Annotated in this window: 29 protein-coding genes; 12 read left to right on the top strand and 17 right to left on the bottom strand. The window is 67.1% G+C overall.

Features of this window, described 5'->3' with window-relative positions; genetic code table 11:
• Nucleotides 1-101 precede the first annotated feature (101 nt).
• Nucleotides 102-839, top strand: coding sequence for an SDR family oxidoreductase (locus CFB81_RS12835; protein ID WP_089435836.1), 738 nt, complete (start codon nucleotides 102-104; stop codon nucleotides 837-839).
• 44 nt (nucleotides 840-883) lie between these two features.
• Nucleotides 884-1,783, top strand: a complete 900-nt coding sequence (locus CFB81_RS12840; protein ID WP_089435496.1) for an SDR family oxidoreductase — start codon at nucleotides 884-886, stop codon at nucleotides 1,781-1,783.
• 30 nt (nucleotides 1,784-1,813) lie between these two features.
• Here CFB81_RS12840 and CFB81_RS12845 read toward each other — a convergent pair whose 3' ends face one another.
• Nucleotides 1,814-2,704 carry an alpha/beta fold hydrolase gene (locus CFB81_RS12845; RefSeq protein WP_089435497.1) on the bottom strand — a complete coding sequence of 297 codons (891 nt, stop codon included), beginning with the start codon at nucleotides 2,702-2,704 and terminating at the stop codon, nucleotides 1,814-1,816.
• A gap of 106 nt (nucleotides 2,705-2,810) precedes the next feature.
• Here CFB81_RS12845 and CFB81_RS12850 point away from each other — a divergent pair, with 106 nt between their 5' ends.
• On the top strand, nucleotides 2,811-3,698 hold the full coding sequence (locus tag CFB81_RS12850) for a LysR substrate-binding domain-containing protein (protein ID WP_089435498.1): 888 nt from the start codon (nucleotides 2,811-2,813) through the stop codon (nucleotides 3,696-3,698).
• Between the two features lie 112 nt (nucleotides 3,699-3,810).
• On the opposite strand, the gene CFB81_RS12855 is transcribed toward CFB81_RS12850, so the two are convergent.
• The 4 genes from CFB81_RS12855 to copC all read right to left on the bottom strand — a co-directional run bounded on the left by CFB81_RS12855 (nucleotide 3,811) and on the right by copC (nucleotide 6,803).
• A complete protein-coding gene (locus CFB81_RS12855) occupies nucleotides 3,811-4,740 on the bottom strand; it encodes a LysR family transcriptional regulator (RefSeq protein WP_069620414.1) in 930 nt (309 codons plus the stop codon).
• A gap of 164 nt (nucleotides 4,741-4,904) precedes the next feature.
• A complete protein-coding gene (locus CFB81_RS12860; protein WP_006478064.1) occupies nucleotides 4,905-5,678 on the bottom strand; it encodes an SDR family oxidoreductase in 774 nt (257 codons plus the stop codon).
• Nucleotides 5,679-5,860: 182 nt separating this feature from the next.
• Complete coding sequence (locus CFB81_RS12865) at nucleotides 5,861-6,361, bottom strand: DinB family protein (protein ID WP_069620415.1); 501 nt, start codon at nucleotides 6,359-6,361, stop codon at nucleotides 5,861-5,863.
• Between the two features lie 67 nt (nucleotides 6,362-6,428).
• Entirely contained in the window at nucleotides 6,429-6,803 is a 375-nt protein-coding gene (copC, locus tag CFB81_RS12870) for a copper homeostasis periplasmic binding protein CopC (RefSeq protein WP_089435499.1), read from the bottom strand.
• A 114-nt stretch (nucleotides 6,804-6,917) separates the two neighbouring features.
• On the opposite strand from copC, the gene CFB81_RS12875 reads away from it, so the two are divergent.
• Nucleotides 6,918-7,634, top strand: a complete 717-nt coding sequence (locus CFB81_RS12875) for a 16S rRNA pseudouridine(516) synthase (RefSeq protein ID WP_069620417.1) — start codon at nucleotides 6,918-6,920, stop codon at nucleotides 7,632-7,634.
• A gap of 106 nt (nucleotides 7,635-7,740) precedes the next feature.
• Nucleotides 7,741-7,929 carry a hypothetical protein gene (locus CFB81_RS12880; protein ID WP_011546000.1) on the top strand — a complete coding sequence of 63 codons (189 nt, stop codon included), beginning with the start codon at nucleotides 7,741-7,743 and terminating at the stop codon, nucleotides 7,927-7,929.
• On the opposite strand, the gene CFB81_RS12885 is transcribed toward CFB81_RS12880, so the two are convergent.
• Nucleotides 7,912-8,949 carry an NAD-dependent epimerase/dehydratase family protein gene (locus tag CFB81_RS12885; RefSeq protein WP_089435500.1) on the bottom strand — a complete coding sequence of 346 codons (1,038 nt, stop codon included), beginning with the start codon at nucleotides 8,947-8,949 and terminating at the stop codon, nucleotides 7,912-7,914. The two genes, CFB81_RS12880 and CFB81_RS12885, sit on opposite strands and share 18 nt — an antisense overlap.
• A gap of 107 nt (nucleotides 8,950-9,056) precedes the next feature.
• On the opposite strand from CFB81_RS12885, the gene CFB81_RS12890 reads away from it, so the two are divergent.
• From CFB81_RS12890 to CFB81_RS12900, 3 genes are all read left to right on the top strand, one after another.
• A complete protein-coding gene (locus CFB81_RS12890; protein WP_069620419.1) occupies nucleotides 9,057-10,088 on the top strand; it encodes a CDP-6-deoxy-delta-3,4-glucoseen reductase in 1,032 nt (343 codons plus the stop codon).
• Between the two features lie 294 nt (nucleotides 10,089-10,382).
• On the top strand, nucleotides 10,383-11,567 hold the full coding sequence (locus CFB81_RS12895; protein ID WP_069620420.1) for an acetylornithine transaminase: 1,185 nt from the start codon (nucleotides 10,383-10,385) through the stop codon (nucleotides 11,565-11,567).
• 13 nt (nucleotides 11,568-11,580) lie between these two features.
• Nucleotides 11,581-12,036, top strand: a complete 456-nt coding sequence (locus CFB81_RS12900; protein ID WP_089435501.1) for a GNAT family acetyltransferase — start codon at nucleotides 11,581-11,583, stop codon at nucleotides 12,034-12,036.
• Between the two features lie 23 nt (nucleotides 12,037-12,059).
• Here the strand turns inward: CFB81_RS12900 and CFB81_RS12905 are convergent, their stop codons facing one another.
• The 8 genes from CFB81_RS12905 to CFB81_RS12940 all read right to left on the bottom strand — a co-directional run bounded on the left by CFB81_RS12905 (nucleotide 12,060) and on the right by CFB81_RS12940 (nucleotide 19,208).
• Nucleotides 12,060-12,731, bottom strand: a complete 672-nt coding sequence (locus CFB81_RS12905; protein ID WP_069620422.1) for a DUF2278 family protein — start codon at nucleotides 12,729-12,731, stop codon at nucleotides 12,060-12,062.
• 257 nt (nucleotides 12,732-12,988) lie between these two features.
• Nucleotides 12,989-13,705 (bottom strand): ABC transporter ATP-binding protein, encoded by a 717-nt coding sequence (locus tag CFB81_RS12910; RefSeq protein WP_050017530.1) that lies wholly within the window; start codon nucleotides 13,703-13,705, stop codon nucleotides 12,989-12,991.
• On the bottom strand, nucleotides 13,705-14,481 hold the full coding sequence (locus CFB81_RS12915) for an ABC transporter ATP-binding protein (protein WP_050017531.1): 777 nt from the start codon (nucleotides 14,479-14,481) through the stop codon (nucleotides 13,705-13,707). The genes CFB81_RS12910 and CFB81_RS12915 overlap by 1 nt, the downstream gene beginning before the upstream one ends.
• Nucleotides 14,482-14,504: 23 nt before the next feature.
• Nucleotides 14,505-15,674, bottom strand: a complete 1,170-nt coding sequence (locus CFB81_RS12920) for an ABC transporter ATP-binding protein (RefSeq protein WP_069620423.1) — start codon at nucleotides 15,672-15,674, stop codon at nucleotides 14,505-14,507.
• 19 nt (nucleotides 15,675-15,693) lie between these two features.
• The gene (locus CFB81_RS12925; protein ID WP_021160758.1) at nucleotides 15,694-16,644 is read right to left on the bottom strand and encodes a branched-chain amino acid ABC transporter permease; all 951 of its coding nucleotides are present in this window, start codon (nucleotides 16,642-16,644) and stop codon (nucleotides 15,694-15,696) included.
• A 211-nt stretch (nucleotides 16,645-16,855) separates the two neighbouring features.
• Nucleotides 16,856-17,500, bottom strand: a complete 645-nt coding sequence (locus tag CFB81_RS12930; RefSeq protein ID WP_069620424.1) for an amino acid-binding protein — start codon at nucleotides 17,498-17,500, stop codon at nucleotides 16,856-16,858.
• A gap of 269 nt (nucleotides 17,501-17,769) precedes the next feature.
• Complete coding sequence (gene ispH / locus CFB81_RS12935; protein ID WP_006488968.1) at nucleotides 17,770-18,750, bottom strand: 4-hydroxy-3-methylbut-2-enyl diphosphate reductase; 981 nt, start codon at nucleotides 18,748-18,750, stop codon at nucleotides 17,770-17,772.
• Between the two features lie 2 nt (nucleotides 18,751-18,752).
• A complete protein-coding gene (locus CFB81_RS12940) occupies nucleotides 18,753-19,208 on the bottom strand; it encodes a peptidylprolyl isomerase (RefSeq protein ID WP_034186308.1) in 456 nt (151 codons plus the stop codon).
• A 135-nt stretch (nucleotides 19,209-19,343) separates the two neighbouring features.
• Here CFB81_RS12940 and radC point away from each other — a divergent pair, with 135 nt between their 5' ends.
• The 4 genes from radC (at nucleotide 19,344) to nadB (ending at nucleotide 22,520) form a co-directional block, all read left to right on the top strand.
• Nucleotides 19,344-20,117 carry a DNA repair protein RadC gene (gene radC, locus CFB81_RS12945; protein ID WP_069620425.1) on the top strand — a complete coding sequence of 258 codons (774 nt, stop codon included), beginning with the start codon at nucleotides 19,344-19,346 and terminating at the stop codon, nucleotides 20,115-20,117.
• A gap of 237 nt (nucleotides 20,118-20,354) precedes the next feature.
• Nucleotides 20,355-20,588, top strand: a complete 234-nt coding sequence (rpmB, locus tag CFB81_RS12950; RefSeq protein ID WP_004186391.1) for a 50S ribosomal protein L28 — start codon at nucleotides 20,355-20,357, stop codon at nucleotides 20,586-20,588.
• Nucleotides 20,589-20,605: 17 nt separating this feature from the next.
• On the top strand, nucleotides 20,606-20,773 hold the full coding sequence (gene rpmG, locus CFB81_RS12955) for a 50S ribosomal protein L33 (RefSeq protein WP_006478046.1): 168 nt from the start codon (nucleotides 20,606-20,608) through the stop codon (nucleotides 20,771-20,773).
• A 160-nt stretch (nucleotides 20,774-20,933) separates the two neighbouring features.
• Nucleotides 20,934-22,520 (top strand): L-aspartate oxidase, encoded by a 1,587-nt coding sequence (gene nadB / locus CFB81_RS12960; RefSeq protein WP_089435502.1) that lies wholly within the window; start codon nucleotides 20,934-20,936, stop codon nucleotides 22,518-22,520.
• A gap of 96 nt (nucleotides 22,521-22,616) precedes the next feature.
• On the opposite strand, the gene nadC is transcribed toward nadB, so the two are convergent.
• The 3 genes from nadC to CFB81_RS12975 all read right to left on the bottom strand — a co-directional run bounded on the left by nadC (nucleotide 22,617) and on the right by CFB81_RS12975 (nucleotide 26,040).
• Nucleotides 22,617-23,498 (bottom strand): carboxylating nicotinate-nucleotide diphosphorylase, encoded by an 882-nt coding sequence (gene nadC, locus CFB81_RS12965; protein WP_069620427.1) that lies wholly within the window; start codon nucleotides 23,496-23,498, stop codon nucleotides 22,617-22,619.
• The gene (nadA, locus tag CFB81_RS12970) at nucleotides 23,495-24,631 is read right to left on the bottom strand and encodes a quinolinate synthase NadA (RefSeq protein WP_034208752.1); all 1,137 of its coding nucleotides are present in this window, start codon (nucleotides 24,629-24,631) and stop codon (nucleotides 23,495-23,497) included. Before nadA ends, nadC begins: the two co-directional genes overlap by 4 nt.
• A gap of 212 nt (nucleotides 24,632-24,843) precedes the next feature.
• Nucleotides 24,844-26,040: an acyl-CoA desaturase gene (locus CFB81_RS12975; protein ID WP_069620428.1), complete on the bottom strand. Its 1,197-nt coding sequence runs from the start codon at nucleotides 26,038-26,040 to the stop codon at nucleotides 24,844-24,846.
• Nucleotides 26,041-26,205 lie beyond the last annotated feature (165 nt).

Genomic DNA, 26,205 nt, shown 5'->3' on the forward strand with positions numbered 1-26,205 from the left:
TCATTCATTGACTGATCATTATTCATTATTTTTATTTATCAAGGAAGCCTACAGTGGTCCTGTCGCCGGATCGAACGGCATTCATTCACCAGGAGCAGGACATGAGCACATCGGAACAGGTCGCCCTCGTCACGGGTTCATCGCGCGGCATCGGCGCGGAAATTGCGCGCCAACTCGCCCGGGACGGCTTCCGCGTCGTCGTCAACTATGCCGGGAGCGCCGGCCCGGCCCGCGAGGTGGTCGACGCGATCGTCGCCGACGGCGGCCATGCGGTCGCGGTGCAGGCGAACGTCGCCGATCCGGCGGCCGTGGCCGCGCTGTTCGACGCCGCGCAACAAGCATTCGGCAGCCCGGATGTGGTGGTCAATTCCGCGGGCGTGATGAAGCTGGCGACCATCGCCGACTGCGACGACGCGCTGTTCGACGAAACGCTCGCCATCAACGTGAAAGGCACGTTCAACGTCTGCCGCGAAGCGGCCCGGCGGGTGCGCGACGGCGGACGCATCATCAACCTGTCCACCAGCGTGATCGGCATGCGCATGCCGACTTACGGCGTGTACGTCGCCAGCAAGGCGGCGGTCGAAAGCCTCACGCAGGTGCTCGCGCAGGAAATGCGTGGGCGCGGCGTCCGCGTGAACGCCGTCGCGCCCGGGCCGGTCGCGACCGAGCTGTTCCTGCAGGGCAAGAGCCCCGAACTCGTCGATCGGCTCGCGAAACTGAACCCGCTCGAGCGGCTCGGCCAGCCCGACGATATCGCGCGCGTCGTCGCGTTCCTCGCCGGCCCGGAAGGCGCGTGGATCAATGGCCAGATCCTGCGCGCCAACGGCGGCATGTGCTGACGGACCGTTCGCCGCCATCCCATCTTTCCGCCAGGAGATCGCTCATGAAGGAAGTCGTCCTCGTCACCGGCGCGTCCAGCGGCTTCGGCTTGCTGACGGCCCAGGCGCTCGCCCGCGCCGGTCACACGGTCTATGCATCGATGCGCGAGAGCACCGGGCGCAATGCGCCGCGCGTCGCCGCCGTCGCCGCCTACGCGCAACAACACGGCGTCGACCTGCGCAGCGTCGAACTCGATGTCGGCGACGATGCATCGGTCGACGCCGCAATCGACCGCGTGATCGCCGACAACGGCCGTCTGGACGTCGTCGTCCACAACGCCGGTCACATGGTGTTCGGGCCGGCCGAGGCATTCACGCCCGAACAGCTTGCGCGGCTCTACGACGTCAACGTCGTGTCGACCCAGCGCGTGAACCGCGCGGCGCTGCCGCACCTGCGCCGCCAGGGCCGCGGCCTGCTCGTGTGGGTGTCGTCCTCGTCGGCGCGCGGCGGCACCCCGCCGTTCCTCGCGCCCTACTTCGCCGCGAAAGCCGCGATGGACTCGCTCGCGGTGTCCTACGCGGCCGAACTCGCCCGCTGGGGCATCGAAACGTCGATCGTCGTGCCGGGCGCGTTCACCCGGGGCACGAATCACTTCCTCCATGCCGGCAAGCCGGCCGATACCGCCGTGCAGGCCGCCTACGACAGCGGGCCGTACGCGGGCGTCGCCGATCAGGCGTTGCAGGGCCTCGCCGCGCTTGAACCGGCGGACGCCGACGCGGGCGCAGTCGCCACGGCGATTGCCGAGCTCGTCGCGGCGCCGGCCGGCAAGCGCCCGTACCGCGTGTTCGTCGACCCGTCGCAGGACGGCGCCGAGGAAGTGTTCCGCGTCGGCGATCGCATCCGCCGCGAGATGTTCAGGAACATCGGCCTTGGCGACCTGCTCGCGCCGCGCGTCGGCGGCTGATCCTTCGCGCGCCGGGCCGGCCGGCGCGCGTCAATCCCGGTCGCAGAACCGGAGAATCGCGTCCGCGACCGCGGCCGCGGATTCGCGCTGCGGGAAATGTCCGATTCCGTCGAGCACTTGCCGCTCGTAGCGCCCGGCGAAGAACCGCTCGCGCCCGGCCGAGCTGTCCGGATGATTGCAGGTGTCCGCGCCGCCGTGCAGCACGAGCGTCGGCACCGCCAGCACGGGCGCCGGGTTCAGCCGCGCGTCGTCGTCGGCATAGGCCGGCGCGCCCGGCGCGAAGCCCCAGCGCTGCCGGTACGAATGCAGCACGACGTCGATCCAGTCGGGTCCGTCGAACGCGACGGCCGCCGCGTCGAAATCGCTGTCGCGATACCAGCCCGCCGGCGACCACGTATCCCACATCAGGCGCGCGAACGCGCGGCGGTCGTCGCGCAGCGCCTGCTCGCCGCGCGGCGTCGCCATGAACCAGTGATACCAGTAGTTGCGCGCCTGCTGCAGCGACAGCGACTGAGCGGGATCGTTGGTGCCGTACCCGACCGACAGCATCACGAGATGCGATGCGGCACCGTCGCGCAGCCCGCACGCGTTCGCGGCCGCGCGGGCGCCCCAGTCGTGCCCGACCAGCACGGGCCGCTCGATGCCGAGCACGTCGACGAATTCGAGCAGGTCGCGCCCGAGCGCGGCGAGCTGGCCGCTGCGCGGCACGGATGCATCGCGAAAGCGCGTCGGCGCGAAGCCGCGCAACGCGGGCGCAAGCACGCGGTAGCCGCGTGCGGCCAGCGCCGCGGCCACCGCCTCCCAGCCGACCGGGCTGTCCGGCCAGCCGTGCAGCAGCACGGCCGTGCGCTCGCCGCGCGGGTTCCATTCGAGATAGGCAATGTCGAGCGACGCGGTCGTCGCGTGCGCATAGGTCGTCATCGTGTACTCCGTCAGGTCAGCATGAACATACGATGGTAGGTCGGCCTTTCATCACGATTCGCGGAGTATCATGATTCATTCTTCGAATATCTCGTCGAATCGATCCATGGAACCGCCGACCCACCCCGCGTCGACCGCGCTCGACATCGCGCTGCTGCGCACCTTTCTCGAAGTCGTCGACAGCCGCGGGTTCGCGCCGGCCGCGGAACGCCTCGCGCTGACGCCGTCCGCCGTCAGCGGCCACATCAAGCGGCTCGAACAGGCGGCCGGCACCGTGCTGCTGGCGCGCACGACACGCCGGATCGCGCTGACACCGGCCGGCGACACGCTGTACGCGTACGCGCGCAACATCGTCGACATGGAGCGCGAGGTGCGCGCGCGGCTGCGCGGCGCGCCGGCGCACGGGCCGCTGCGGATCGGCGCGTCGGAGGATTTCGCGGGCACGTGGCTGCCGCAGGTGCTGCGCACGTTTCGCGACGGCCATCCGCGCACAACGATCGAACTGAAGGTCGGCATCACCGCGTCGCTGCTGCGGGAGCAATCGCTGGGCCGGCTCGACGTCGTGTTCGGCAAGCAGTGCCGACAGGTCGACACGCCCGGCGAACTGCTGTGGGAGGAGCCGCTCGTGTGGGCATTCGCGGCCGATACAGCGCTCGACGCGGAGGAAGGCGTGCCGCTCGCGCTGTTTCCGGAACCGTGCGTGTATCGAGAAGCCGCGGTGTCCGCACTCGCGGCGGCGCTGCGGCCGTTTCGCGTGCTGTTCGAAAGCGCGAGCATGGCCGGCTGCATGTCGGCCGCGCTCGCCGGCTTCGCGGTCACGGCGCTCGCGCGCAGCCAATTGCGCGACGGCCTGCGCGAGTGCGGGCCGCACGACGGCCTGCCAGCGCTGCCGGGCGCCCGCTTTTACGCATTCGCGTCGAAACCGGCCGGTGTCGGCACCGCGCTGATCGACGCGGTGCGGGCGACCGGGCGCACGCGGCAGTTCGCCGCCTGAGCACGCGTGACGCGGCGCCGCACCCGCCACGGCCTCGCGCCGGCGCCGATCGGGCCGCGTCACGGGCCGGCGAACGGCGGGACGGCCCGCGGATGCCGGCACGATGCCGCTTTCAGTCGCCGCGGCCGCTCGCGCCCGCGTCGCTCAATGCCTCCGCCATCAGCTCCCCGAACCAGTCGACGAACGCGTTGAGCCGCCTCGAGCGATGCCGGCGATGCGGATACACGGCCGACACGTCCATCGGCTCGGCGCGGTGGCCGGGCATCACGTCGACGAGTGCGCCGCTTGCCAGCAGATGCTCGACGTCGAAGCGCGGAATCTGGATCAGCCCCATTCCCGCGACGCAGCTGGCGATGTAGGTTTCGGCGTTGTTGACGATCACGCGGCTCGGCAGCGTCAGCAAGTGCCGCTGCCCGTCCGCGCAATATTCCCAGCCGAGTTCGCGCCCCGTGGTCGGCGACGCATAGCCGATCGCCCAGTGCCCGTGCGCGAGCGCGTCCGGATGCTCGGGCACGCCGCATTCGCGCAGGTAGTCGGGGCTCGCGCAGTTGATCAGCGTGAACTGTCCGAGCGGCCGCACGACGAGGCTGCTGTCCGCGAGCCGCCCGACGCGGATCGCGCAATCGACGCCCTCCTGCACGAGGTCGATCGCGCGGTCCGTGGACCCGAGCGACAGTTGCAGCTTCGGGTGGCGGCGAAACAGCGACGGCAGCGCGGGCGCCACGACGCGGCGTGCGATCCGGCTCGGCACGTCGACGTTCAGCCGCCCGACCACGTCGCGGTCGCGGCGCCGGAACAGGCGGTCGAGTTCGTCGGCTTCCGCGAGCAGGCGCCGGCCGCGTTCGAGCAGGAGCGCGCCGTCGGCGGTCAGCTGCACCTGGCGCGTCGTGCGGTGCAGCAGCCGCGTGCCGAGCGCCGTCTCGAGCTGCTGGACGGCCGCCGACACGGTCGCGCGCGGCACGTCGAGCGCATGCGCGGCCTTGATGAAGCTGCCCATCTCGGCAACCTGCAGGAAGATCCTGACCTGATCCAGCTTGTCCATCGGCGGGAAACCCGGGTTCGAACGACGGTCGGCACCGGCCGCCGCGCATCGCGGCCGGCTTCGGCGACAAAAGAAAACGGGCGCGCGGCCCCGTGGCTGCGCGCCCGTCCATTGTCCACGCAAACGCGCCAGTGCGGTGCGCCGCGCGGCCGCAAGCGGCCCGGTTACTTGGTCGTGTAGCCGCCGTTGATCAGGATCGTCTGGCCCGTGATCCACCAGCCGTCGGTCACGAGATGGCGGATGAACGGCACGACGTCCTCGATGTCGGTCAGCCCCGTCTTGCTGAACGGCGACAGCGCGGCGGCCGTCTTGTGGTAGGCGACCGCATCGGCGCCTTCGGCCGGATAGAAGAACGGCGTGTCCATCGGGCCCGGCCCGACGGCCGTCACCGATATGCCGCGTGCGCCGTATTCCTTCGACGCCGCGCGCGTGAAGTGCTCGACCGGCGCCTTCGACCCTTCGTACGCCGCGTAGAACGGCGTGAACGCGCCCAGCAGCGACGTGACGAGCGTGACGAGCTTGCCGTGATCCTCGAGGTGCCGCCCGGCTTCCTTGATGAAGAAGAACGCCGACTTGCTGTTGACCGCGAACATCTCGTCGTACTCGGCCTCGCTGATTTCCGTGAACGGCTTCTTCAGCACCTTGCCGACCGTGTTGATCGCGATGTCGATCTTGCCGAAGCGCTGCTTCGCGTCGTCGAACAGCTTCTCGACTGCGGCCGCCGTCGTCAGGTCCGCCTGGAACGTCGCGGCTTCCGCGCCGGCCGCGCGCACCGCCGCGGCCGTCTCCTCGGCCTGCGCCTGCGACGCCGCGCTGTTGTAGTGAATCGCCACCGCCTTCGCGCCGTGGCCCGCCAGGTCCCGGGCGATCAGGCCGCCGAGATTCTTTGCGCCGCCTGCGATCAGGACGACCTTGTCTGCGAGCGTATGAGTTGCCACGGTTGACTCCTTTTTTCGTTGAACGAAGCTAGGAGTGTAGGCATACGCGACCCGCCGATCAGCCGGTCGAGGCTGGATGGATTATCCAGAAAAGCGATCCAATCGAAGCCGAGCAAGGTGACCTGCCGCACCGACGGCGGCGCCGGGTTCCGCGACCGATTGCGGCGCGGCCGCCGGCCGGCTCAGCGCGCGTACAGCGCCGCGTCGATCTTGCCGAGCAGCCACTGCATGCCGGCCAGATGCTGCTGGTCGTGACTGCACAGGTAGTGGACGAGCCCGCGCACGGTCAGCGAACCATAGCCGTCGAACTCGCCGGTACGTTCGAACTGTTCCGGCGTGACGCGCGACAGCCGCGCCAGCGTCTCGCGCCGCGCGTCGCGAATCGCCGCGAGCACGTCGGACGCATACGCGTCGTCGTAGCGCCGTTCGATCGCGAGCGCGTCGCCGTCGATCGACACGAGCAGCGGGTGATCTTCGTCGAGCATGCGACGCAGCCGCACGTGATAGCCGTCGATCTCGATGTCGCGCACGTGGCAGAGCTGCCCGAGCGGCGAGAAGTGCTCGCTCGGCATGCCGGCCCAGTCGTCGGGCGTCCAGCGCGCATAGCCGTCGGGCACGGCCGCGAAATGCGCTTCGAGCTGACGGGGGAAATCGGCGAGTGCGTCGAGCGTCGTCGGATTCATGCGGGGAAACTCCCTGTCGGATAAAGGCGCGCGGCAACCCTGGCACGGGCCTGCCGCCGCCGTTGCGTCACTTCACGCTGAAGCCGTATGCGCCCTGCGTGCGATGCCCGTCGGTCGCGACGGCTACCCACTTCACCGTGTACGCACCCGTGCCGAGCGCCGCGAGCGACACCGTCATCCGCTTGCGGTTCGATGCGTCGATGCGCGCGCGGTCGTTCGACACTGTCTTGCCGTCACCGTCGACGACGACGATCGAGCTGAATGCCGGCTCCAGCGGCTCGGTGAAGTCGATCGTGACGGCGGCCGGTGCGGTGGCCAGCGCGGCGCCTGCCGCCGGGTCGCTCGTTGCGAGATGCGCGTGCGCGAACGTGGTCGACGAAACGGTCGCGGCGACGATGACGGCGGCCGCGTGGCGGCCGAACGGGAATGAATCGAAACGCATGGACTGCCCACAAAGAATGAACGGGCGCCGCGCGCCGCGCGGCGTTCCGGCAGCTTACCAGCGCATGCGCGTTCCTGCCGGCCATGCGCCGGCGCTTGATAGAATGCGCGCGCTATGGATCTCGAAAGCATTCTCTATACCCAGGGCTTCGGCTCGCGCCGCCAGTGCCGCGGCCTGATCGAAGCGGGCCGCGTCGCCGTCGCGGGCGCCGCCGCGCCGGACCCGGACGCCACCTTCGACACCGACGGCCTCGTGTTCTCGGTCGACGATACGGCATGGCCGTTCCATGCGCGCGCGTATCTCGCGCTCAACAAGCCGGCCGGCTACGAGTGTTCGCGCGATCCGCAGCACCATGCGAGCGTGTTCAGCCTGTTGCCCGCGCCGCTCGTCGCGCGCGGCGTGCAATGCGTCGGCCGGCTCGACCAGGACACGACCGGCCTGTTGCTGCTGTCCGACGACGGCCAGTTCGTGCACGCGTACACGTCGCCGAAGCGCAAGGTGCCGAAGACCTACGTCGCGACCGTGCGCCACCCGCTCGACGATGCGCAACTGCACGCGCTGCGCACCGGCGTGCAACTGCATGGCGAGCCGAAGCCGATCGCGGCCGTCGCCGCCGACGCGCGCGACACGCACACGCTCGCGCTGACCGTGCTCGAAGGCAAGTACCACCAGGTCAAGCGGATGGTCGCGGCGGCGAGCAACCGCGTCGAGTTGCTGCACCGCGAAAGCATCGGCGGCTTCGCGCTGCCGGCCGACCTCGCGCCCGGCGCATGGCGGTGGCTCGACGAAGCCGACCTTTCAATGCTGCGCAATCCCGTCCAAACCCTGTAAGGGAAAATCCGCACGACCGTTCGGTGCCTGGCGGCCTCTCGGCCGCAGGTTCCCCCGCTATACTGAAATCACAAGCTGCAAGAGCGGCGATGCAGGGGGAGACATCATGAACATCAACCATTCTTTCGAACTGTCGTCCGTGATGATCGCATTCGCGGTCATCGGCGTCATCGTGATCGGCGGCCTGCTGGCCACGATGCATCTGAAGCACAAATATCATCCGAACCTGATCGGCGCGCTGATCGGTGCGCTGCTGTGCTTCCTGCTGATCGAGGCGTTACCGGCGCTCACCTGACGCGCCGCCCGGCGCGAGCGTTTGAAGGAAATCGTCTACGGTCGGATAGCGCAAGGTCACGCACAATTCGGCCTTGAGCCGTGCGTTGGACAGGCGCCGCGACTCGCGCATGAACGACAGCAGCGTCGGTTCGAGCACGCGCTCCGCGTCCGCGCGGCTGACGCGCGGCGGCTTCGGCAGGCCGAGCGCCTGCGCGACCCGGTCGAAATACTCTCCCATCCGCAGTTCGGTATCGTCCGACGCGTGCACGGCGCGCGCCGGCTTGCCGCGCTCGGCCGCACGGCGCAGGATCGCCGCGAGATCGTCCGCGTGGATGTGGTTCGTGTAGACGTCGTCGGCCGGTTCGAGCGCCGGCGTGCCGCGCTCGAGCCGCGCGACCGGCAGACGGTTCGCCGCATAGATGCCGGGAATGCGCACGATGCGCGCGGACAGCACGCCGCGCACCGTCGCCGCACGCAGTTGCCGCTCGGCCGACACGCGCCGGAACGCGCGCGGGTTCGCGGGGCGCAGCGGGTGCGTCTCGTCGATGCGCGCGCCGCCGCAGTCGCCGTAGACGCCCGTCGTGCTGGCGTAGACCAGCGTCGGCGCGCGAAGACCCTCGGGTACAATACGCGCTGCCCGAACGGACGCGCCGGCCTGTCGCGCCGCGCCGCGCAGCGTTCGGAGCCGGCCAACCGCCGATGCCGGCGGTACCGCCGGCCGACGCGCGGGCATGGACGTTGCGGCGATCAGCGCACGCGTGCGCCGGTCGTCGCGGCCGTCGGATGGCGGCGGCGCGAGATGCAGGATGGTGCGGGCAAGGCCGGCGAGACGGCCGAGCGTCGCCCGGCGATCGAGGTCGCCGACGATCGGTGTCGCGCCCGCGGCGCGCAGTTCGTCGCGGCGAGCCGGGTGGCTCGTCAACGCGAGGATGCGCAGGTCGGGGCGCGCGTCACGCCATTGCGCGACGCAGCGCATGCCGACGTCGCCGCAGCCGACGATCAGTACGCGCGGCCGGCGCAGGATTCGTGTCGCGATCATGTGGGTTGCGAGATCAGTAGCCGCCGTTGCGCGACGCGCAACGGTTTTGCATTGTAGCTGCCGTGCGCGACATGCACGGTCCCCCCATTTTGTTCTAGTTTGGTTCTATGGCATTCAACGTCACTCTCAAGCAAAGCGGCCGGCAATTCCAGGTCGAGTCGGATGAAACCGTGCTGGCGGCCGCGCTGCGCCAGAACGTCCATCTGCCGTACGGCTGCAAGAACGGCGCGTGCGGCTCCTGCAAGGGCCAGATCGTGTCGGGCCAGATCGAACAGGGCCCGCACGCCGCGTCGGCGCTGTCCAACGACGAACGCACGCGCGGCCTCGCGCTGCTGTGCTGCTCGACCGCGCAATGCGATCTCGAGATCGACGTGCGCGAAATCGCCGGCGTCGACGGCGTACAGGTGAAGAAGCTGCCGTGCCGGATCGCGGCGCTCGAACGCAAGGCGGACGACGTGATGGTCGTGAAGCTGCAGTTGCCGGCGAACGAACGCCTGCAGTACCTCGCGGGCCAGTACGTCGAGTTCATCCTGAAGGACGGCTCGCGCCGCAGCTATTCGATGGCGAACGCGCCGCACGAGGAAGGCCCGATCGAGCTGCACATCCGCCACATGCCGGGCGGCAAGTTCACCGACCACGTATTCGGCGCGATGAAGGAGCGCGACATCCTGCGCTTCGAAGGCCCGCTCGGCACGTTCTTCCTGCGCGAGGATTCCGACAAGCCGATCGTGCTGCTCGCGTCGGGCACCGGCTTCGCGCCGATCAAGGCGATCATCGAGCACGTGAAGCACTCGGGCATCACGCGTCCGATGACGCTCTACTGGGGCGCGCGCCGCAAGAAGGACATCTATCTCGCCGAACTCGCCGAGCAATGGGCGCGCGAGATCCCGAACTTCAAGTACGTGCCGGTGCTCTCCGAGCCGGACGACGCCGACCAGTGGACGGGCCGCACGGGCTTCGTCCACCGTGCGGTGATCGAGGACCTGCCCGATCTGTCCGGCCATCAGGTCTACGCGTGCGGCGCGCCGGTGATGGTCGAATCCGCGCAGCGCGACTTCACGCAGCACCACGCGCTGCCGGCCGACGAGTTCTACGCGGACTCGTTCACGAGCGCCGCCGACCTCGCGCACCCGGTCTGAGCGGCGGGCGCGCCCGCGCGCCCCGCTGCGCGCCGCCGTGTCACATCCGTGGCATCGCGGCGGTTTACAGTGGGGCGCGGGATGCCTTATGCTTGCGCACATGAACCGCTTCCTGTCCGCTCTCCGACGTCGCCGCTCGCCGCTCCGCCCGGATGCCGCCGGCTCGTCACGGACTCGCGCGTAACCCTCCTCCGCTTCACCGGTTACGCACAAGCTGTTCGACCCACCAGCCACGGCCTTCCGTGGCTTTTTTATTGCCCGTTTCCCTTTCAACGCCCGCTGGAGTCTGCTGCCATGCCCCTGAACGATTATCCGATCGACTCGCTGATGTACATCACGAACCGCCCCGACATCGTGTTTACGCACGGCAAGGGTTCGTGGCTCTACGATCACACGGGCAAGCGCTATCTGGACTTCATCCAGGGCTGGGCCGTCAACAGCCTCGGCCACTGCAACGACGGCATCGTCGAAGCGCTGAAGACGCAGGCCGACAAGCTGCTGAACCCGTCGCCCGCGTTCTACAACGAGCCGATGGCGAAGCTCGCGGGCCTGCTCACGCAGCACAGCGTGTTCGACAAGGTGTTTTTCACGAACAGCGGCGCCGAGGCGAACGAAGGCGCGATCAAGCTCGCGCGCAAGTGGGGCCGCAAGTTCAAGAACGGCGCGTACGAGATCATCACGTTCGACCACAGCTTCCACGGCCGCACGCTCGCGACGATGTCGGCCAGCGGCAAGCCGGGCTGGGACACGATCTACGCGCCGCAGGTGCCGGGCTTCCCGAAGGCCGAGCTGAACAACATCGAGTCGGTCGAGAAGCTGATCACCGACAAGACCGTCGCCGTGATGCTCGAGCCGATCCAGGGCGAAGGCGGCGTGATCCCGGCCACGCGTGAATTCATGCAGGCGCTGCGCGCGCTGACGAAGCAGCACGACCTGCTGCTGATCGTCGACGAAGTGCAGAGCGGTTGCGGCCGCGCGGGCACGCTGTTCGCGTACGAGCTGTCCGGCATCGAGCCGGACGTGATGACGCTCGCGAAGGGCATCGGCGGCGGCGCCCCGCTCGGCGCGCTGCTGTCGAAGGCCGATGTCGCGGTGTTCGAAGCCGGCGACCAGGGCGGCACGTACAACGGCAACCCGCTGATGACGGCGGTCGGCTATTCGGTGATCTCGCAGCTCGTCGCACCCGGCTTCCTCGAAGGCGTGCGTGCGCGCAGCGAGTATCTGAAGCGCAAGCTGCTCGAGCTGTCGGAGGAACGCGGTTTCGAGGGCGAACGCGGCGAAGGCCTGCTGCGCGCGCTGCTGCTCGGCAAGGACATCGGCCCGCAGATCGTCGAGAAGGCGCGCGACATGCAGCCGGACGGCCTGCTGCTGAACGCCGCACGGCCGAACCTGCTGCGCTTCATGCCCGCGCTGAACGTCACGACCGAGGAAATCGACCAGATGATGGCGATGCTGCGGTCGATCCTCGACACGCTGTAAGGAGACCGCCGCGATGGATGCCGCCGCCGATGCTGTCGCGATCCGCCCGTTCGAACGCGCCGACACCGATGCCGTGCTCGCGGTTTGGCGCGACGCGTTCCCGCAGTACGACGAAGCCGGTGCGCCGCCGCACCGCGATCCGCTGCGATCGATCGAGCTGAAGCTCGCGACGCAACCGGAACTGTTCTTCGTCGCGACCAGCGGCACGCGCGTCGTCGGCACGCTGATGGCCGGTTTCGACGGACATCGCGGCTGGCTCTACTCGTTCGGCGTCGCGAACGGCGCGCGCCGGCTCGGCGTCGGCCGCGCGCTGATCGCGCATGCGGAACGCGCGCTCGCCGTGCGCGGCTGCATGAAGATCAACCTGCAGGTGCTGCCCGGCAACGACGATGCATGCCGCTTCTACGCGGCGCTCGGCTATCGCGTCGAGGAACGCATCTCGTTCGGCAAGACGCTGCCGGTCGCGTAAAGCGCCGCCGGCCGCCTCGCGGCTCAGCGCGTGATCGGCCCGGCGCCCGGCAGCGGATTGCCGAGCGCGTCGGTCGGCACGGCCTGCTGCTCGAACGCCGCGAAATACGCGGCCCACTGCGTGTCGCTCACGCGCACGAGCAGCGCGCCGTCCTGCCACACGTCGTTGTGATCGTTGTGGTCGTCGCCCGCGCGATGCAGGTAGTTCGGGCCCGTCGAGCCCTGATTCATGTGCGTGTCGTGGATGCCGTTGCCTTGCGCATAGGTGCGGCCGAACACGACGACGTCGAGACCCTGCGACTGCGCGGCGTTCACGAGCCGCAGCAGCGACGGGATCGGCTCCGGATGCTCGGTGCCGTCCATCACCGCACTCGCGCGCCATGCCCCCGTGTCGTTCAGGACGTCGCTGCGCAGATAGTCGAGCGCGGGCAACGCCGTTTGCCCGGTCAGGTCCGTGTAGCCTTCGGCCGCGGCGGCCAGCGTCTGCGTGACCGGATGATGGAAATCGTAGACGAGCTTGTAGTTCAGCAAGTCGTCCGCGTCGTTGGTGCCGACGTTGATCGCGACGTCCCAGTCTCCCGCCGGCAGCGCCAGCGTCAGGTGAACGTGATACTGGATCTCGCTGCCGTGCGGCGAACCCTTCAGCTTCGCCACCGACTTCACCTTCGCCTTCACGAAACCGTAGTCCAGACTCATGCGTGTTCTCCAGGTGCCGATGGGGGATCGATGCTACGTGGCCCGTGTGTCGGTTTGCAGGCCGGGCCCAGAGGCGACCGGCTGCGGGCGACCGGCACGCCAGCCGCACGCGCGGCGCAACAATCGAATGGAGCCGCCTGCGCGCGCGGAGTTCGACGCGAATCGCCCCATACGAAAAAAAACCGTCACGGTTTCCCGTGACGGTTTTTCGACAGCCCGGGTGCGACGTGCGCAACCGGACTCGTTCGTTCGATCGCTTACTCGCCCAGATACGCGGCGCGCACCTTCGGATCGTCGAGCATCTGCTTCGCGTCGCCTTCCATCGTGACCGTGCCCGAATCCATCACGTAGCCGCGGTCGGCTGCCTGCAGCGCGAGGCGTGCGTTCTGCTCGACCAGCAGCACCGTGATGCCTTCCTTCGAGATCTCGCGCACAACTTCGAAGATCTTCTCGACCATGATCGGCGACAACCCCATCGACGGCTCGTCGAGCAGCAGCAGCTTCGGCTTCGACAGAATCGCGCGCGACATCGCCAGCATCTGCTGCTCGCCGCCCGACAGCGTGCCCGCGAGCTGCGTCGCCCGTTCCTTCAGGCGCGGGAAGAAGCCGAACATCCGGTCGACGTCCTTCTTGATCTGGTCGTTGTCGTTGCGCAGGTACGCGCCCATCTGCATGTTCTCGATGATCGACATCCGCGCGAAGATCCCGCGGCCTTCCGGCACCATCGCGAGGCCGCGCTTGAGCAGCTCGTGCGACGGCACGCCCTTGATCGACTTGCCGTCGTACTCGATGTCGCCGGCCGAATACGGCTTCAGGCCGGTGATCGCCTTCATCGTCGTGGTCTTGCCGGCGCCGTTCGCGCCGATCAGCGTCACGAGCTCGCCCTGGCGGACTTCCATGTCAACGCCCTTGACGGCCTGGATGCCGCCGTAGTTGACCTGCAAGCCCTTGATTTTCAACATTGCCGCTGCCATCAGTGCACCCCTGCGCCGAGATATGCCTCAATCACCTTCGGATTCTTCTGCACGTCCTGCGGCAGACCCTCGGCGATCACCTTGCCGTAATCGAGCACCGTCATCCGGTTGCACAGCCCCATCACGAGCTTCACGTCGTGCTCGATCAGCAGGATCGTGCGGCCGTCCGAACGGATCTTGTCGAGCAGGCGCGTGAGTTCGACCTTCTCGGTCGCGTTCATCCCGGCTGCCGGCTCGTCGAGCGCGAGCAGTTTCGGGTCGGTCGCCAATGCACGGGCGATTTCCAGGCGACGCTGGTGACCGTACGACAGGTTGCGCGACGTGTAGTCGGCGTACTGCAGCACGCCGACGTAGTCGAGCAGCTCGATCGCGCGCTCCTTGATCTCGCGCTCTTCCTGGCGTTCGGCCGGCGTCTGGAACACCGCGCCGAGCAGCCCGTGCTTGGTGCGCACGTGGCGGCCCACCATCACGTTCTCGAGCGCGGTCATCCCGCCGAACAGGCGGATGTTCTGGAACGTACGCGCGATGCCGGCCTTGGCCACCTGGTGCACGGCCGTCGGCGTGTAGTTCGTGCCGTCCAGCTTGAAGTCACCGGAGTCCGGCGTGTAGAGGCCCGTGATCACGTTGAAGAACGTGGTCTTGCCGGCGCCGTTCGGGCCGATCAGACCGTAAATCTCGCCTTCCTTGATCTGCAGGCCGACGTCGGACAATGCCTGCAGCCCGCCGAAGCGCTTGTTCACGCCCGAGACGGACAGTCGGATTTGCTTGTCGCTCATGTGTTTATCCCCTTGTCCGTAGGTTAGGCGCGCACCGGCTTCTTGCTGTTGCGCTTCGCCAGTTTCGCGATCTTGTCCTCATGCTTCGGCGCGGGCCACAGGCCTTCCGAGCGATACAGCATGATGATCACCATCGCGAGGCCGTACAGCGCCTGACGAATCACTTCCGTATCGACGATGTCATGACCGAACAGCGCATGCTGCAGCGGGCTCATCGTCGAACGCAGGAATTCCGGGAAGATCGCGAGCAGCACCGCACCCAGGATCACGCCCGGGATATGGCCCATGCCGCCGAGCACCACGCACGCGAGCACGACGATCGATTCCCAGAACGTGAACGACTCGGGCGACACGAAGCCCTGGAACGCGCCGAACATCGAGCCCGACAGGCCGCCGAACGACGCACCCATCGCGAACGCGAGCAGCTTCACGTTACGGGTGTTGATGCCCATTGCCTTCGCGGCGATCTCGTCTTCGCGGATCGCGGCCCACGCGCGGCCGATACGCGAGTGCTGCAGACGCGTACACACCCAGATCACCAGCAGCGAGCAGAGCACGAACAGGTAGTAGTACATGTACACCGACGGCAGTTGGAAGCCGAACAGCGTATGCGTCTGCGACAGGTTGAAGCCGCCGACGTGCACCGGATCGATGCCCGTGATCCCCTTCGGGCCGTTGGTGATGTTCACCGGACGGTCGAGGTTGTTCATGAAGATCCGGACGATTTCACCGAAGCCCAGCGTGACGATCGCCAGGTAGTCGCCGCGCAGGCGCAGCGTTGGCGCGCCGAGCAGGATCCCGAAGGTCGCCGCGAGCGCCATCGCGATCGGCACGATGATCAGGAACGGCACGTGCAGCCCGTTCGGCGCGAGCGCCGCGATCCACTCGAACTGCGAGGTCAGGTGCGGCGAGCTCAGGAGCGCCGCCGTGTACGCGCCCACCGCGTAGAACGCGATGTAGCCGAGGTCGAGCAGGCCGGCGAAGCCGACCACCACGTTCAGGCCCAGCGCGAGCATCACGTACAGCATCGCGAAGTCGAGCACGCGGACCCAGTAGTTGCCGCCGGCCGAGCCGATCACGATCGGCGCGGCGATCACGAGGACCGCGGTCAGAAGGCCGATGACGACGGTCTTGGCGGTGTTGCGCTCTTCGACGAGCGACGTCGACGATTCGATCGGTTGAATGGATGTCATGTTGTTTGCTCCCCTTCCGTTACGCGCGGTCCGCGACACGTTCGCCCAGCAAGCCCGACGGACGGAACACCAGCACGATGATCAGCACGACGAAGGCGAACACGTCCTGGTAGTTACTGCCGAATACGCCGCCCGTGAGGTTGCCGATGTAGCCGGCCCCGAGCTGCTCGATCAGGCCGAGCAGCACGCCGCCGACCATCGCGCCGCCGAGGTTGCCGATCCCGCCGAGCACCGCGGCCGTGAACGCCTTCATGCCGGGGATGAAGCCCATGTAGAAGTGCACGTTGCCGTATTCGGACGCGATCATCACGCCGGCCAGCGCGGCGAGCGCCGAGCCGATCATGAACGTCGCGGAGATCACGAAGTTCGGGTTCACGCCCATCAGGCTCGCCGTATTCGGGCTTTCGGCGATCGCGCGCATCGCGCGGCCGAGCTTGGTCTTGTGCACGAGCAGCAGCAGGCCGCCCATCACGAGGAACGCGACCGCGATGATCACGATTTCGGTGACCGAGATCACGGCGCCGGGCGTCGTGTCGGTGGCCTTGATCACGTTGATCGGGTCGGTCGGCAGCAATTGCGGGAACGGCAGCGGGTTGCGCGACCAGATGATCATCGCAGCCGTCTGCAGCAGGATCGACACGCCGATCGCTGTGATCAGCGGCGCGAGGCGCGGCGCGCGGCGCAGCGGCCGGTACGCGACGCGCTCGATCGTGAAGCCGACGAACGCACAGACGACCGCGGCGATGCCCAGGCCGATCGTCAGCGTCGCGACGTTGCCGAGTCCGGGAAAGTGGTTCTGCAGCACGGTGATGGCCGACAGCGCGACCATCGCGCCGATCATCAGCACGTCGCCGTGCGCGAAGTTGATGATGCCGAGAATGCCGTACACCATCGTGTATCCCAACGCGATGATGGCGTACACACTGCCGAGCACCAGCCCGTTGAGAACCTGCTGGACGAAAATATCCATTTAAAGCTCCTTGGCCCGTGCTGCCGGAGGACGTTGCGCCCCGCGGGTAAGCGAGGAATCGCGCCTTCTCGGCGACACTGCGGGTACTAGTCGATACCGGTAAGGGTGGATCGTCCCGGCGCGCGCCGCCCGGCCTGTACGGCCGGACCTGCCGCCGGAGCGGATACAAAAACGGCACCGCACTGTTCCGGTGCCGTCATGAGTCCCGTCGCTAAATCGTCACGACATCGAGGACGGTGTTCGTGGCCTCCTTGAAGTCGTGGGGCAGCATGCCGAGACGGCCGTCGTCCGGTTTCCCGGCATCCGTGCCTTGGCCCGTCCGGTGCCATGCAAGCATCGCGCCAGGACGGATCGGATTCCGCGCCGCATCGCCCGTCAAGGCGTTGCGACGGCCGCGCCCGACTGTCGTCAGGACTGCATCGGAATCCATCGTACGAACCAGACTGCGCGCCACGACACGGTCGGTCGCGGCGGCGCGCTGTTTCGTCGAATCGAATTGAAGGGGGGACTGTGGCCTGGGCACGCTGCCGGCAACACCGCGATCGTGCGGCACCCGTCGACCGGCGGCTTGCCGCGATGCCGCCGGCATGCCCGCTGCCGGACCGGTCGCCGGTCCAAGCGCGTTGATTTCCTCGATCGTCAAACGTGCCCCGTTTTCCTTGTCCCTGCCCAGTTGCGTGATACGGCGCGCCGATGGCGCCGCCCGTCGGGTGCCGGCGGCGCGCACGCCGCTGGCCGATGGTGCCGCGAACCCCGCAGCCGCCCTGCCCGCCCCGTCGTCGCTCTTTTTGCTGCAGCCGGCAAGCATTGCAACCGGTGCGGCGACGGACACGGCGTAAGCCAACTTCACATGCATTGAATGGTCTCCCGCGCCTTGCCAAAACCCGTTTCAAAGCCATTCCGGCTTGAAAACGGGCGCATTGTAACTCCATTTATAGGCCGCCAATATTCCTGATTCGATGGGGTTTTCCTGCATTGCAACCAATTTTGAGACACGATTGCGCGAGCCGGGAGCAACCGGGTTGCACCATCGCTGGGAATAATGGTTGCGATATGAATTTCGAGGCACAAAAAAAGCGCGCCGCGAGGGCGCGCTTCGGTGTTCCGCAGGGTGCGATGCGGCAATCAGGCGGCGGGCGGCAGGTTCAACCCGCGCGGCAGCGGAAACGACACGTTTTCCTCGATGCCGTCGAGGGCGCGGACGTTGCGCACGCCGAGTTCGCGCAGCCGCGCGATCACGGCCTGGGCGAGCACCTCGGGGGCCGACGCGCCGGCCGTCACGCCGATGCGGCGCTTGCCGGCGACCCATGCCGGATCGATCTGGTCCGGCGCATCGACCATGTACGCGGCCACGCCGCGCTTTTCGGCCACTTCGCGCAGCCGGCTCGAATTCGAGCTGTTCGGGCTGCCGACCACGATCACGACATCGCATTGCGGCGCCATGAACTTGACCGCGTCCTGGCGGTTCTGCGTCGCGTAGCAGATGTCCTGCTTCTTCGGCTCGCGGATCTTCGGATACTTCGCCTTCAGCGCGCCGATGATCTCGGCCGCATCGTCGACGGACAGCGTCGTCTGCGTGACGAGCGCGATGCGCTCGGGATCGGCGAGCTCGAGCTTCTGCACGTCCTCGACGCTTTCGACGAGGTGCATGCCGCGCTCGACCTGGCCCATCGTGCCTTCGACTTCGGGATGGCCCTTGTGCCCGATCATGACGATGTCGACGCCGTCCTGGCGCATCTTCGCCACTTCGACGTGCACCTTCGTGACGAGCGGACAGGTCGCGTCGTAAATGCGCAGGCCGCGCACGTCGGCCTCGTCGCGCACGGCTTTCGACACGCCGTGCGCGCTGAAGATCACGGTGTTGCCGGCCGGCACTTCCTCGAGTTCCTCGACGAAGATCGCGCCCTTCTTCTTCAGATCCTCGACCACGTACTTGTTGTGGACGATTTCGTGACGCACGTAGATCGGCGCGCCGTGCATCGCGATGGCGCGCTCGACGATCTCGATTGCGCGGTCGACGCCCGCGCAGAAACCGCGCGGCTGGGCCAGCAGGATTTCGGCGTCGGCGGCGACGGTCTGCCCGGACAGCGTATCGGTGGTACTCATGATTACAGGATTCCGATGATTTTCACTTCGAACGTGAGCGCCTGGCCCGCGAGCGGATGGTTGAAGTCGAACAGCGCCGACGTCTCGCCGACTTCCTTCAGCACCCCCGCATAGCGACCGCCATCCGGTGCGTTGAACTCGATGAGTTCGCCCGGCGTGAAATCGTCGCCGACCATCCCGTTCTCGCGCAGGGTCGACAGCGTCACGCGCTGGAGCATGTCGGGATTGCGGGGACCGAACCCCTGCTCGGGGGCTAGCTGAAAAGTCGAGTGGTCGCCGACCCGGAGCCCGAGCAGAATCTGTTCCAGCGACGGCGCCAGTTGCCCCGCGCCCAGCAACAGCGTGGCCGGCTTGTCCGAGAAGGTGTTGACGATATCGGCGCCGTCGGCCAGTGCGAGCCGGTAATGCAACGTGACGTGGGAACCGGGCTTCACTTCGGATAGATCGATGAGGCTCATGAATTACTCGTTCGGTCGGCGCCCGCTACGGCCGAATGGCCCGGCGCAAAGCCAATATTGTAAGTCACCTGAGCGTGCAAGGCGGAAAGTGCGACGACGTTGCGCACGCCGCCCGCCGCCAATGGAGTTCAGACCATGCCGTCACCCTGCCTCATCCTGCCGTCGGCCGAATGCCGCGACACCGCCGACGCGCCGGCCGATTCGCCTGCCCGCGTCATCCCGATCCACCGGCGCAAGCGCCGCCCGGCCGACTGGCGGCCCGAGCGGCCGCGCGAACGGCTGCTGGAGCGCGGGCCGGCCGCGCTGACCGACGACGAGCTGATCGCGCTGCTGCTCGGCACCGGCAAGCCCGGTCACGACGTCTTCGTCATCGCCCGCGAACTGATCGGTCAATACAAGTCGCTGCGCGGCTTGCTCGAAGCGGGCGCCGACGATTTCGAGGCGCACCCCGGCATCGGCCCCGCGCGCTCCGCGCGGCTGGTCGCGGTCACCGAGATCGCACGACGCATGCTGGAGGAGAAGGCACGGGACGGCATGCAGATCGATTCGCCCGGCGCCGTCGAGGATTGCCTGCGCATGAAGATCGGCACGCTCCCGCACGAAGTGTTCGTCGCGGTCTACCTGGACGCCCGCAACCGCATGATCGACATCGAGGAAATCGCGCGCGGCTCGCTCACGCGCATGGCCGTCTACCCGCGCGAGATCGTGCGCCAGGCGATGAAACAGAACGCCGCGGCGCTGATCGTCGCGCACAACCATCCGTCGGGCGCGGTGCAGCCGAGCGCGGAAGACCGCCGCCTGACCCGCGTGCTGAAGGACGCGCTCGAGCTCGTCGACGTGCGGCTGCTCGATCACGTCGTCGTCGGCGTCAGCGATACTTTCTCGTTCGCGCGGGCCGGTTGGCTGTAGACTGTGGCGCGGCGGCCCATCCCAGGGCGCCGCAACGGCGGAGCGAAATTAGGTTTGATTTTTCTGAACTTTTTCTGCTAGAATCGCCGTCTGTCTTTTTTCCAACCAGTTCTAGCCATCGAAGGGCCTTGTCTGCAAGGGCTACGGCGTTCTGAGTGCAGCCATGGATCACGTGGCGGTGCGATGGAACCTTCACCGGCGATCGAACCCCGAATTTAGCGTATTAGGAGTGCTCTCATGGCACGCGTATGCCAAGTAACTGGGAAAGCGCCGATGAGCGGCAACAACGTTTCCCACGCCAACAACAAGACGAAGCGTCGCTTCCTCCCGAACCTGCAAAACCGCCGGTTCTGGGTTGAGAGCGAAAACCGCTGGGTGCGTCTGCGCGTCTCGAACGCCGGCCTGCGCCTGATCGACAAGAACGGCATCGATTCCGTGCTCGCTGACCTGCGCGCACGCGGCGAAGCCTAAGCCCAAGGAGCAGAATCATGGCAAAAGGCGCCCGCGACAAGATCAAGCTTGAGTCGACCGCTGGTACGGGTCACTTCTACACGACCACGAAGAACAAGCGCAACATGCCGGAAAAGATGGCGATCAAGAAGTTCGATCCCGTCGTCCGCAAGCATGTGGAATACAAAGAAACCAAGATCAAGTAATCTCCGGTTTCTGCCAGCCTGACGGCGACCGAAAAGCCCCGCACCCGCGGGGCTTTTTGTTTTGGCGCGCGCGCTCGCGCCCGACGCGGTATGCTCTCCCCTTTCCGCGGCGACGACCGGCGGAACGCAACATCAAAAAGCGTAACGATGGAGATGCAGCATGAAATTCGACGTGGCGATCGTCGGCAGCGGCCTGGCAGGGCTGTCGGTCGCACTCAACCTGGCCAGCACGCGACGTGTCGCGCTGATCGCGAAACGTTCGATGATGGAGGGGGCAAGCGATCACGCGCAGGGCGGCATCGCGGCGGTCCTCGACTCGGCGGACAGCATCGAGAACCACGTCGACGACACGCTGGTCGCCGGTGGCGGGCTGTGCGATGAAGGCGCGACGCGCTACATCGTCGAGCACGGCCGCGAAGCAATCGAATGGCTGATCTCGCAAGGCGTGCCGTTCACGAAGGACGACGCGGCCGAACTCGGCTTTCACCTGACGCGCGAAGGCGGCCACAGTCACCGCCGGATCATCCATGCGGCCGATGCGACCGGCCATGCGGTGCTCGCGACGCTGTCGGAGCGCGCGCGCCAGCATCCGAACATCACGTTCTTCGAAAACCACCACGCGATCGACCTGATCACGTCGGACCGGCTCGGCCTGCCCGGCCGCCGCTGTCACGGCCTGTATGCACTCGACGTCGACAACGACCGCACGATCACGATCGAGGCGCCGCATACGGTGCTCGCCACCGGCGGCGCCGGCAAGGTCTACCTGTACACGACCAACCCCGACACCGCAACCGGCGACGGCATCGCGATGGCATGGCGGGCAGGCTGCCGCGTGTCGAACATGGAATTCATCCAGTTCCACCCGACCTGCCTGTTCCATCCGTACGCGAAGTCGTTCCTGATTTCGGAAGCCGTGCGCGGCGAAGGCGGCCTGCTGAAGCTGCCCGACGGCACGCGCTTCATGCCCGCGCACGATCCGCGCGCCGAGCTCGCGCCGCGCGACATCGTCGCACGCGCGATCGATTTCGAGATCAAGAAGCGCGGGATCGACTGCGTGTATCTCGACATCAGCCATCAGCCGGAACCGTTCCTGCGCGAGCATTTCCCGACGATTCATGCGCGCTGCCTCGAATTTGGCATCGACATCGCGAAACAGCCGATCCCCGTCGTGCCGGCCGCGCACTATACGTGTGGCGGCGTCGTCACCGATCTCGCGGGGCGCACGGATCTCGCCGGCCTGTATGCGGTCGGCGAAACGTCGTACACGGGGCTGCACGGCGCGAACCGGCTCGCGAGCAACTCGCTGCTCGAATGCCTCGTGATCGGCCGGGCGGCGGCCGAGGCGATCGAAGCGGTCGGCTTCGATGCCCAAACGCCCACCGCACTGCCCGCATGGGACGAAAGCCGCGTGTCGGATGCGGACGAGGAAGTCGTCGTGGCCCACAACTGGGACGAACTGCGCCGCCTGATGTGGAACTACGTCGGCATCGTGCGCACCGACAAGCGCCTCGAGCGCGCGAAGCACCGGCTGTCGCTGCTGCGCGACGAGATCCACGAGTACTACGCGAATTTCCGCGTGACGCGCGATCTGCTCGAACTGCGCAACCTCGTCGACGTGGCGACGCTGATCGTGAAGAGCGCGTACTCGCGCCGCGAAAGCCGCGGACTGCACTACAGCCGCGACTGGCCACATACGCTGCCGAAAGCGCTGCCGAGCGTGCTCACGCCGCGCTCGCGCCGCTGAGCGGCGCGCCGCCCTTCCCGGCGGCGACCGCAGCCCGAGAAAAAAGCCGTTGGCGTTTGCGCGCCAACGGCTTTTTGTCTGACGAACGCCGTTCGGTCAGTCGACGATCCGCATCGAATAGTCCGTCGCCCGCACGTCCTTCGTCAGCGCGCCGATCGAGATGCGATCGACGCCCGTCTCCGCAAACGCGCGCACCGTATCGAAATTGACGCCGCCCGAGACTTCGAGCACGGCCTTGCCCGCGGTCACGCGCACCGCTTCGCGCATCATGTCGAGCGTGAAGTTGTCGAGCAGCACCGACTGCGCGCGATGCGCGAGTGCCGTGTCGAGCTGCGCGAGCGTCTCGACTTCGACCTGCACCGGCACGCCCGACTCCAGCGCGAACGCCGCATCGAGCGCCTCGCCGACACCGCCTGCCGCCGCGATGTGATTCTCCTTGATCAGGATGCCGTCGTACAGCGCGAGACGCTGGTTCTCGCCGCCGCCCACGCGCACCGCGTACTTCTGCGCGAGCCGCAGCCCCGGCAGCGTCTTGCGCGTGTCGAGGATCTTCGCGCGCGTGCCTTCGACGCGATCGACGTAACGGCGCGTCGCGGTCGCCACACCCGACAGCAACTGCAGGAAGTTCAGCCCGTTGCGCTCGGCCGTCAGCAGCGCGCGCGCCGGCCCTTCGAGTTCGCATACGGTCGAATCCGGCGTCATCCGGTCGCCTTCGCGATAGCGCCATTGCACGACGATCGACGGATCGATCCGGGCGATCACGCCCTCGAACCACGGCACGCCGCACAGCACCGCTTCCTCGCGCACGATGATCCGCGCGCGGCGGCGCTCGCCGGCCGGCACGAGCCGCCCGGTCTGGTCGCCGGGGCCGACGTCTTCGGCGATCGCATCGGCCACGTTGCGCGCGATCGCGTCGTCGAATGCCGCACCGTATTGGGCACGGACGGCGTCGAACAGCGGGGATACGGCGTTGCTCATGCCGCCCCCACGTTCGCGAACAGCTGCTGGTCGCGCTGCAGGTCGCCGCTCGCCTGCACGCGCTTCTTGTGCGCAGCCGCGAATTCGAGCATCCGGTCGATCGGCAAACGCGCGCGCTCGCCGATCGCCGGATCGACGAAGATCTCGTTGTGCCCGCGCTCGAGCACGTCGGCGAGGTTCGCGAGGCCGTTCATCGCCATCCACGGGCAGTGCGCGCAGCTCTTGCACGTCGCGCTGTTGCCGGCCGTCGGCGCGGCGATGAAGGTCTTGCCGGGCGCGGCAAGCTGCATCTTGTGCAGGATGCCGAGATCGGTCGCGACGATGAAGCGCTTCGCGTCGAACTTGACGGCCGCGTCGATCAGTTGCGTGGTCGAACCGACGACATCGGCCTGCGCCACGACGTTTTCCGGCGATTCGGGATGCACGAGCACCTTCGCGTCCGGATATTCGGCGCGCAACAGGTCGAGCTCGATGCCCTTGAATTCGTCGTGGACGAGGCACGAGCCCTGCCACAGCAGCATGTCGGCACCGGTCTTCTTCTGGATATAGCTGCCCAGATGGCGGTCCGGCGCCCAGATGATCTTTTCGCCGCGCGCATGCAGGTCGGCGACGATCTCGAGGCCGATCGACGACGTGACCATCCAGTCCGCACGCGCCTTCACGGCCGCGCTGGTGTTCGCGTAGACGACGACGGTGCGGTCCGGATGCGCATCGCAGAACGCCGAGAATTCGTCGACCGGGCAGCCGAGGTCGAGCGAACAGGTCGCGTCGAGATCGGGCATCAGGATCCGTTTGTTCGGGCTCAGGATCTTCGCGGTTTCGCCCATGAAGCGCACGCCGGCGACGACGAGCGTCTGCGCGTCGTGGTCGCGGCCGAAGCGGGCCATTTCGAGCGAATCGGCCACACAGCCGCCCGTTTCGTCGGCCAGTTCCTGCAGCTCGGCATCCACGTAGTAGTGGGCGACGAGCACGGCCTTTTCACGGGCGAGCAACGCCTTGATGCGTGCCTTCAGCGCAGCGCGCTCCTCGGCGGACGGCGCCTCGGGCACCTTGGCCCACGCCTGTCCGACGCCGCACACGGTCCCTGCTGCGACGGGCCGGTCGTACTCGACGGGTTTGATCGTCGATTGCATCTCCATATCTCCTGTCGGCAGGAGTTAGCGCTTCAGCGCTTACTCATGCCCCATGCTACGCGGTCGGCCGGAGTGAGTGCTTCAGCACCGACGCCGGCCCCAAGCCTCATACCAATCCCGCCGCCGCCGATCCGTCAAAAACCGGCGGCCCAAATGAAAAAACCCCGCCAACGCGGGGTTTGTGACGTCCTGAGATTCTAATCGATTTCGAATCAGGCGTAGCGACGCAGGCGTGTCGCGAATTCCTGCAGCGCCTTGATGCCGCTTTGTTCTGCGCGATGGCACCAATCCTGCAATTGCGCGAGAAGCTGTTCGCGCGACGCGGTCGAACGATCCCAGATCGCGGCCAGATCCTGGCGCAGCTGGAAGTACGTATGCAGCTTCTGGCTGTTCGCGAAGATTTCCGGCAGCAGCTTCTTCTGCGGCTCGTCGAGGCCGTCGGCGTCCTTGTGGAACCACTTGCGCGCGCTGCGCATCAGCTGGTACTTCTCGCTCGACCCGAGCTCCTTCAGGTGCGCGAGCTCCTGACGGTACGCGCGCTTCACGGCCTTGCCGTAGCGCGCCATCACTTCGTAGCGGTTCGACAGCACGGCCTGCAGCGTTTCCTGATCGAGCACCGTCTTCGGCTTGTTCAGGCGCGGCGTCGGCGCGACCTTCTTCACCTTCGCGAGACCGAATGCCGACATGATGCGGATGTACATCCAGCCGATGTCGAACTCGTACCACTTGTTCGACAGCTTCGCCGACGTCGCGAACGTGTGGTGGTTGTTGTGCAGTTCCTCGCCCCCAATCACGATGCCCCACGGGAACAGGTTCGTGCTCGCATCGGCCGAGTTGAAGTTGCGATAGCCCCAGAAGTGACCGAAGCCGTTCACGACGCCCGCGGCCCAGAACGGAATCCAGACCATCTGCACGGCCCACACGGTCAGGCCGAGCACGCCGAACAGCGCGACGTCGATCACCATCATCATGCTGATGCCGAGAATCGGGTACTTCGAGTAGACGTTGCGCTCGAGCCAGTCGTTCGGCGTGCCGTGGCTGAACTTGCGCATCGTCTCTTCGTTCTTCGCTTCCGCGCGGTACAGCTCGGCGCCCTCGAGGAACACCTTCCAGATGCCGCGCGTCTGCGGGCTGTGGGGATCTTCCTCGGTCTCGCACTTCGCGTGGTGCTTGCGGTGAATCGCGGCCCACTGGCCGGTCAGCATGCCGGTGGTCATCCACAGCCAGAAGCGGAAGAAGTGGCTCGCGATCGGATGCAGCTCCAGCGCGCGGTGCGCCTGGCAACGGTGCAGGTAGACGGTCACGCCGATGATCGTGACGTGCGTGACGGCGAGCGCGAACAACGCGACCTGCCACCACGAAAAATGCAGGAGCCCGTGGGAAAGAAAATCGAGCAGGGAATTCAACAAGGCAGTTACCCGTGATGAGAGCGACGCCACGCTGGCGTCAGAAGAATGAAAGCATACCGCGTGTAGACCGGAATTTTACTTCAACCGTTCCAAGTCTTTGTAAAAAATGAATATTTTCTTGCCCTGACGCAATCCGCGCGGTCCATGCGCGGACTGGGAAAGGCC

Source organism: Burkholderia sp. AU28863, from assembly GCF_002223195.1.
Taxonomy (GTDB): domain Bacteria; phylum Pseudomonadota; class Gammaproteobacteria; order Burkholderiales; family Burkholderiaceae; genus Burkholderia; species Burkholderia sola.

Excerpts from the sequence above, each read along its gene's own strand:
- CFB81_RS12835 (WP_089435836.1), top strand. The coding sequence starts at position 102 with ATGAGCACATCGGAACAGGTCGCCCTCGTCACGGGTTCATCGCGCGGC.
- CFB81_RS12840 (WP_089435496.1), top strand. The coding sequence starts at position 884 with ATGAAGGAAGTCGTCCTCGTCACCGGCGCGTCCAGCGGCTTCGGCTTG.
- CFB81_RS12845 (WP_089435497.1), bottom strand. The coding sequence starts at position 2,704 with ATGACGACCTATGCGCACGCGACGACCGCGTCGCTCGACATTGCCTAT.
- CFB81_RS12850 (WP_089435498.1), top strand. The coding sequence starts at position 2,811 with ATGGAACCGCCGACCCACCCCGCGTCGACCGCGCTCGACATCGCGCTG.
- CFB81_RS12855 (WP_069620414.1), bottom strand. The coding sequence starts at position 4,740 with ATGGACAAGCTGGATCAGGTCAGGATCTTCCTGCAGGTTGCCGAGATG.
- CFB81_RS12865 (WP_069620415.1), bottom strand. The coding sequence starts at position 6,361 with ATGAATCCGACGACGCTCGACGCACTCGCCGATTTCCCCCGTCAGCTC.
- copC (WP_089435499.1), bottom strand. The coding sequence starts at position 6,803 with ATGCGTTTCGATTCATTCCCGTTCGGCCGCCACGCGGCCGCCGTCATC.
- CFB81_RS12875 (WP_069620417.1), top strand. The coding sequence starts at position 6,918 with ATGGATCTCGAAAGCATTCTCTATACCCAGGGCTTCGGCTCGCGCCGC.
- CFB81_RS12880 (WP_011546000.1), top strand. The coding sequence starts at position 7,741 with ATGAACATCAACCATTCTTTCGAACTGTCGTCCGTGATGATCGCATTC.
- CFB81_RS12885 (WP_089435500.1), bottom strand. The coding sequence starts at position 8,949 with ATGATCGCGACACGAATCCTGCGCCGGCCGCGCGTACTGATCGTCGGC.
- CFB81_RS12890 (WP_069620419.1), top strand. The coding sequence starts at position 9,057 with ATGGCATTCAACGTCACTCTCAAGCAAAGCGGCCGGCAATTCCAGGTC.
- CFB81_RS12895 (WP_069620420.1), top strand. The coding sequence starts at position 10,383 with ATGCCCCTGAACGATTATCCGATCGACTCGCTGATGTACATCACGAAC.
- CFB81_RS12900 (WP_089435501.1), top strand. The coding sequence starts at position 11,581 with ATGGATGCCGCCGCCGATGCTGTCGCGATCCGCCCGTTCGAACGCGCC.
- CFB81_RS12905 (WP_069620422.1), bottom strand. The coding sequence starts at position 12,731 with ATGAGTCTGGACTACGGTTTCGTGAAGGCGAAGGTGAAGTCGGTGGCG.
- CFB81_RS12910 (WP_050017530.1), bottom strand. The coding sequence starts at position 13,705 with ATGGCAGCGGCAATGTTGAAAATCAAGGGCTTGCAGGTCAACTACGGC.
- CFB81_RS12915 (WP_050017531.1), bottom strand. The coding sequence starts at position 14,481 with ATGAGCGACAAGCAAATCCGACTGTCCGTCTCGGGCGTGAACAAGCGC.
- CFB81_RS12920 (WP_069620423.1), bottom strand. The coding sequence starts at position 15,674 with ATGACATCCATTCAACCGATCGAATCGTCGACGTCGCTCGTCGAAGAG.
- CFB81_RS12925 (WP_021160758.1), bottom strand. The coding sequence starts at position 16,644 with ATGGATATTTTCGTCCAGCAGGTTCTCAACGGGCTGGTGCTCGGCAGT.
- CFB81_RS12930 (WP_069620424.1), bottom strand. The coding sequence starts at position 17,500 with ATGCATGTGAAGTTGGCTTACGCCGTGTCCGTCGCCGCACCGGTTGCA.
- ispH (WP_006488968.1), bottom strand. The coding sequence starts at position 18,750 with ATGAGTACCACCGATACGCTGTCCGGGCAGACCGTCGCCGCCGACGCC.
- CFB81_RS12940 (WP_034186308.1), bottom strand. The coding sequence starts at position 19,208 with ATGAGCCTCATCGATCTATCCGAAGTGAAGCCCGGTTCCCACGTCACG.
- radC (WP_069620425.1), top strand. The coding sequence starts at position 19,344 with ATGCCGTCACCCTGCCTCATCCTGCCGTCGGCCGAATGCCGCGACACC.
- rpmB (WP_004186391.1), top strand. The coding sequence starts at position 20,355 with ATGGCACGCGTATGCCAAGTAACTGGGAAAGCGCCGATGAGCGGCAAC.
- rpmG (WP_006478046.1), top strand. The coding sequence starts at position 20,606 with ATGGCAAAAGGCGCCCGCGACAAGATCAAGCTTGAGTCGACCGCTGGT.
- nadB (WP_089435502.1), top strand. The coding sequence starts at position 20,934 with ATGAAATTCGACGTGGCGATCGTCGGCAGCGGCCTGGCAGGGCTGTCG.
- nadC (WP_069620427.1), bottom strand. The coding sequence starts at position 23,498 with ATGAGCAACGCCGTATCCCCGCTGTTCGACGCCGTCCGTGCCCAATAC.
- nadA (WP_034208752.1), bottom strand. The coding sequence starts at position 24,631 with ATGCAATCGACGATCAAACCCGTCGAGTACGACCGGCCCGTCGCAGCA.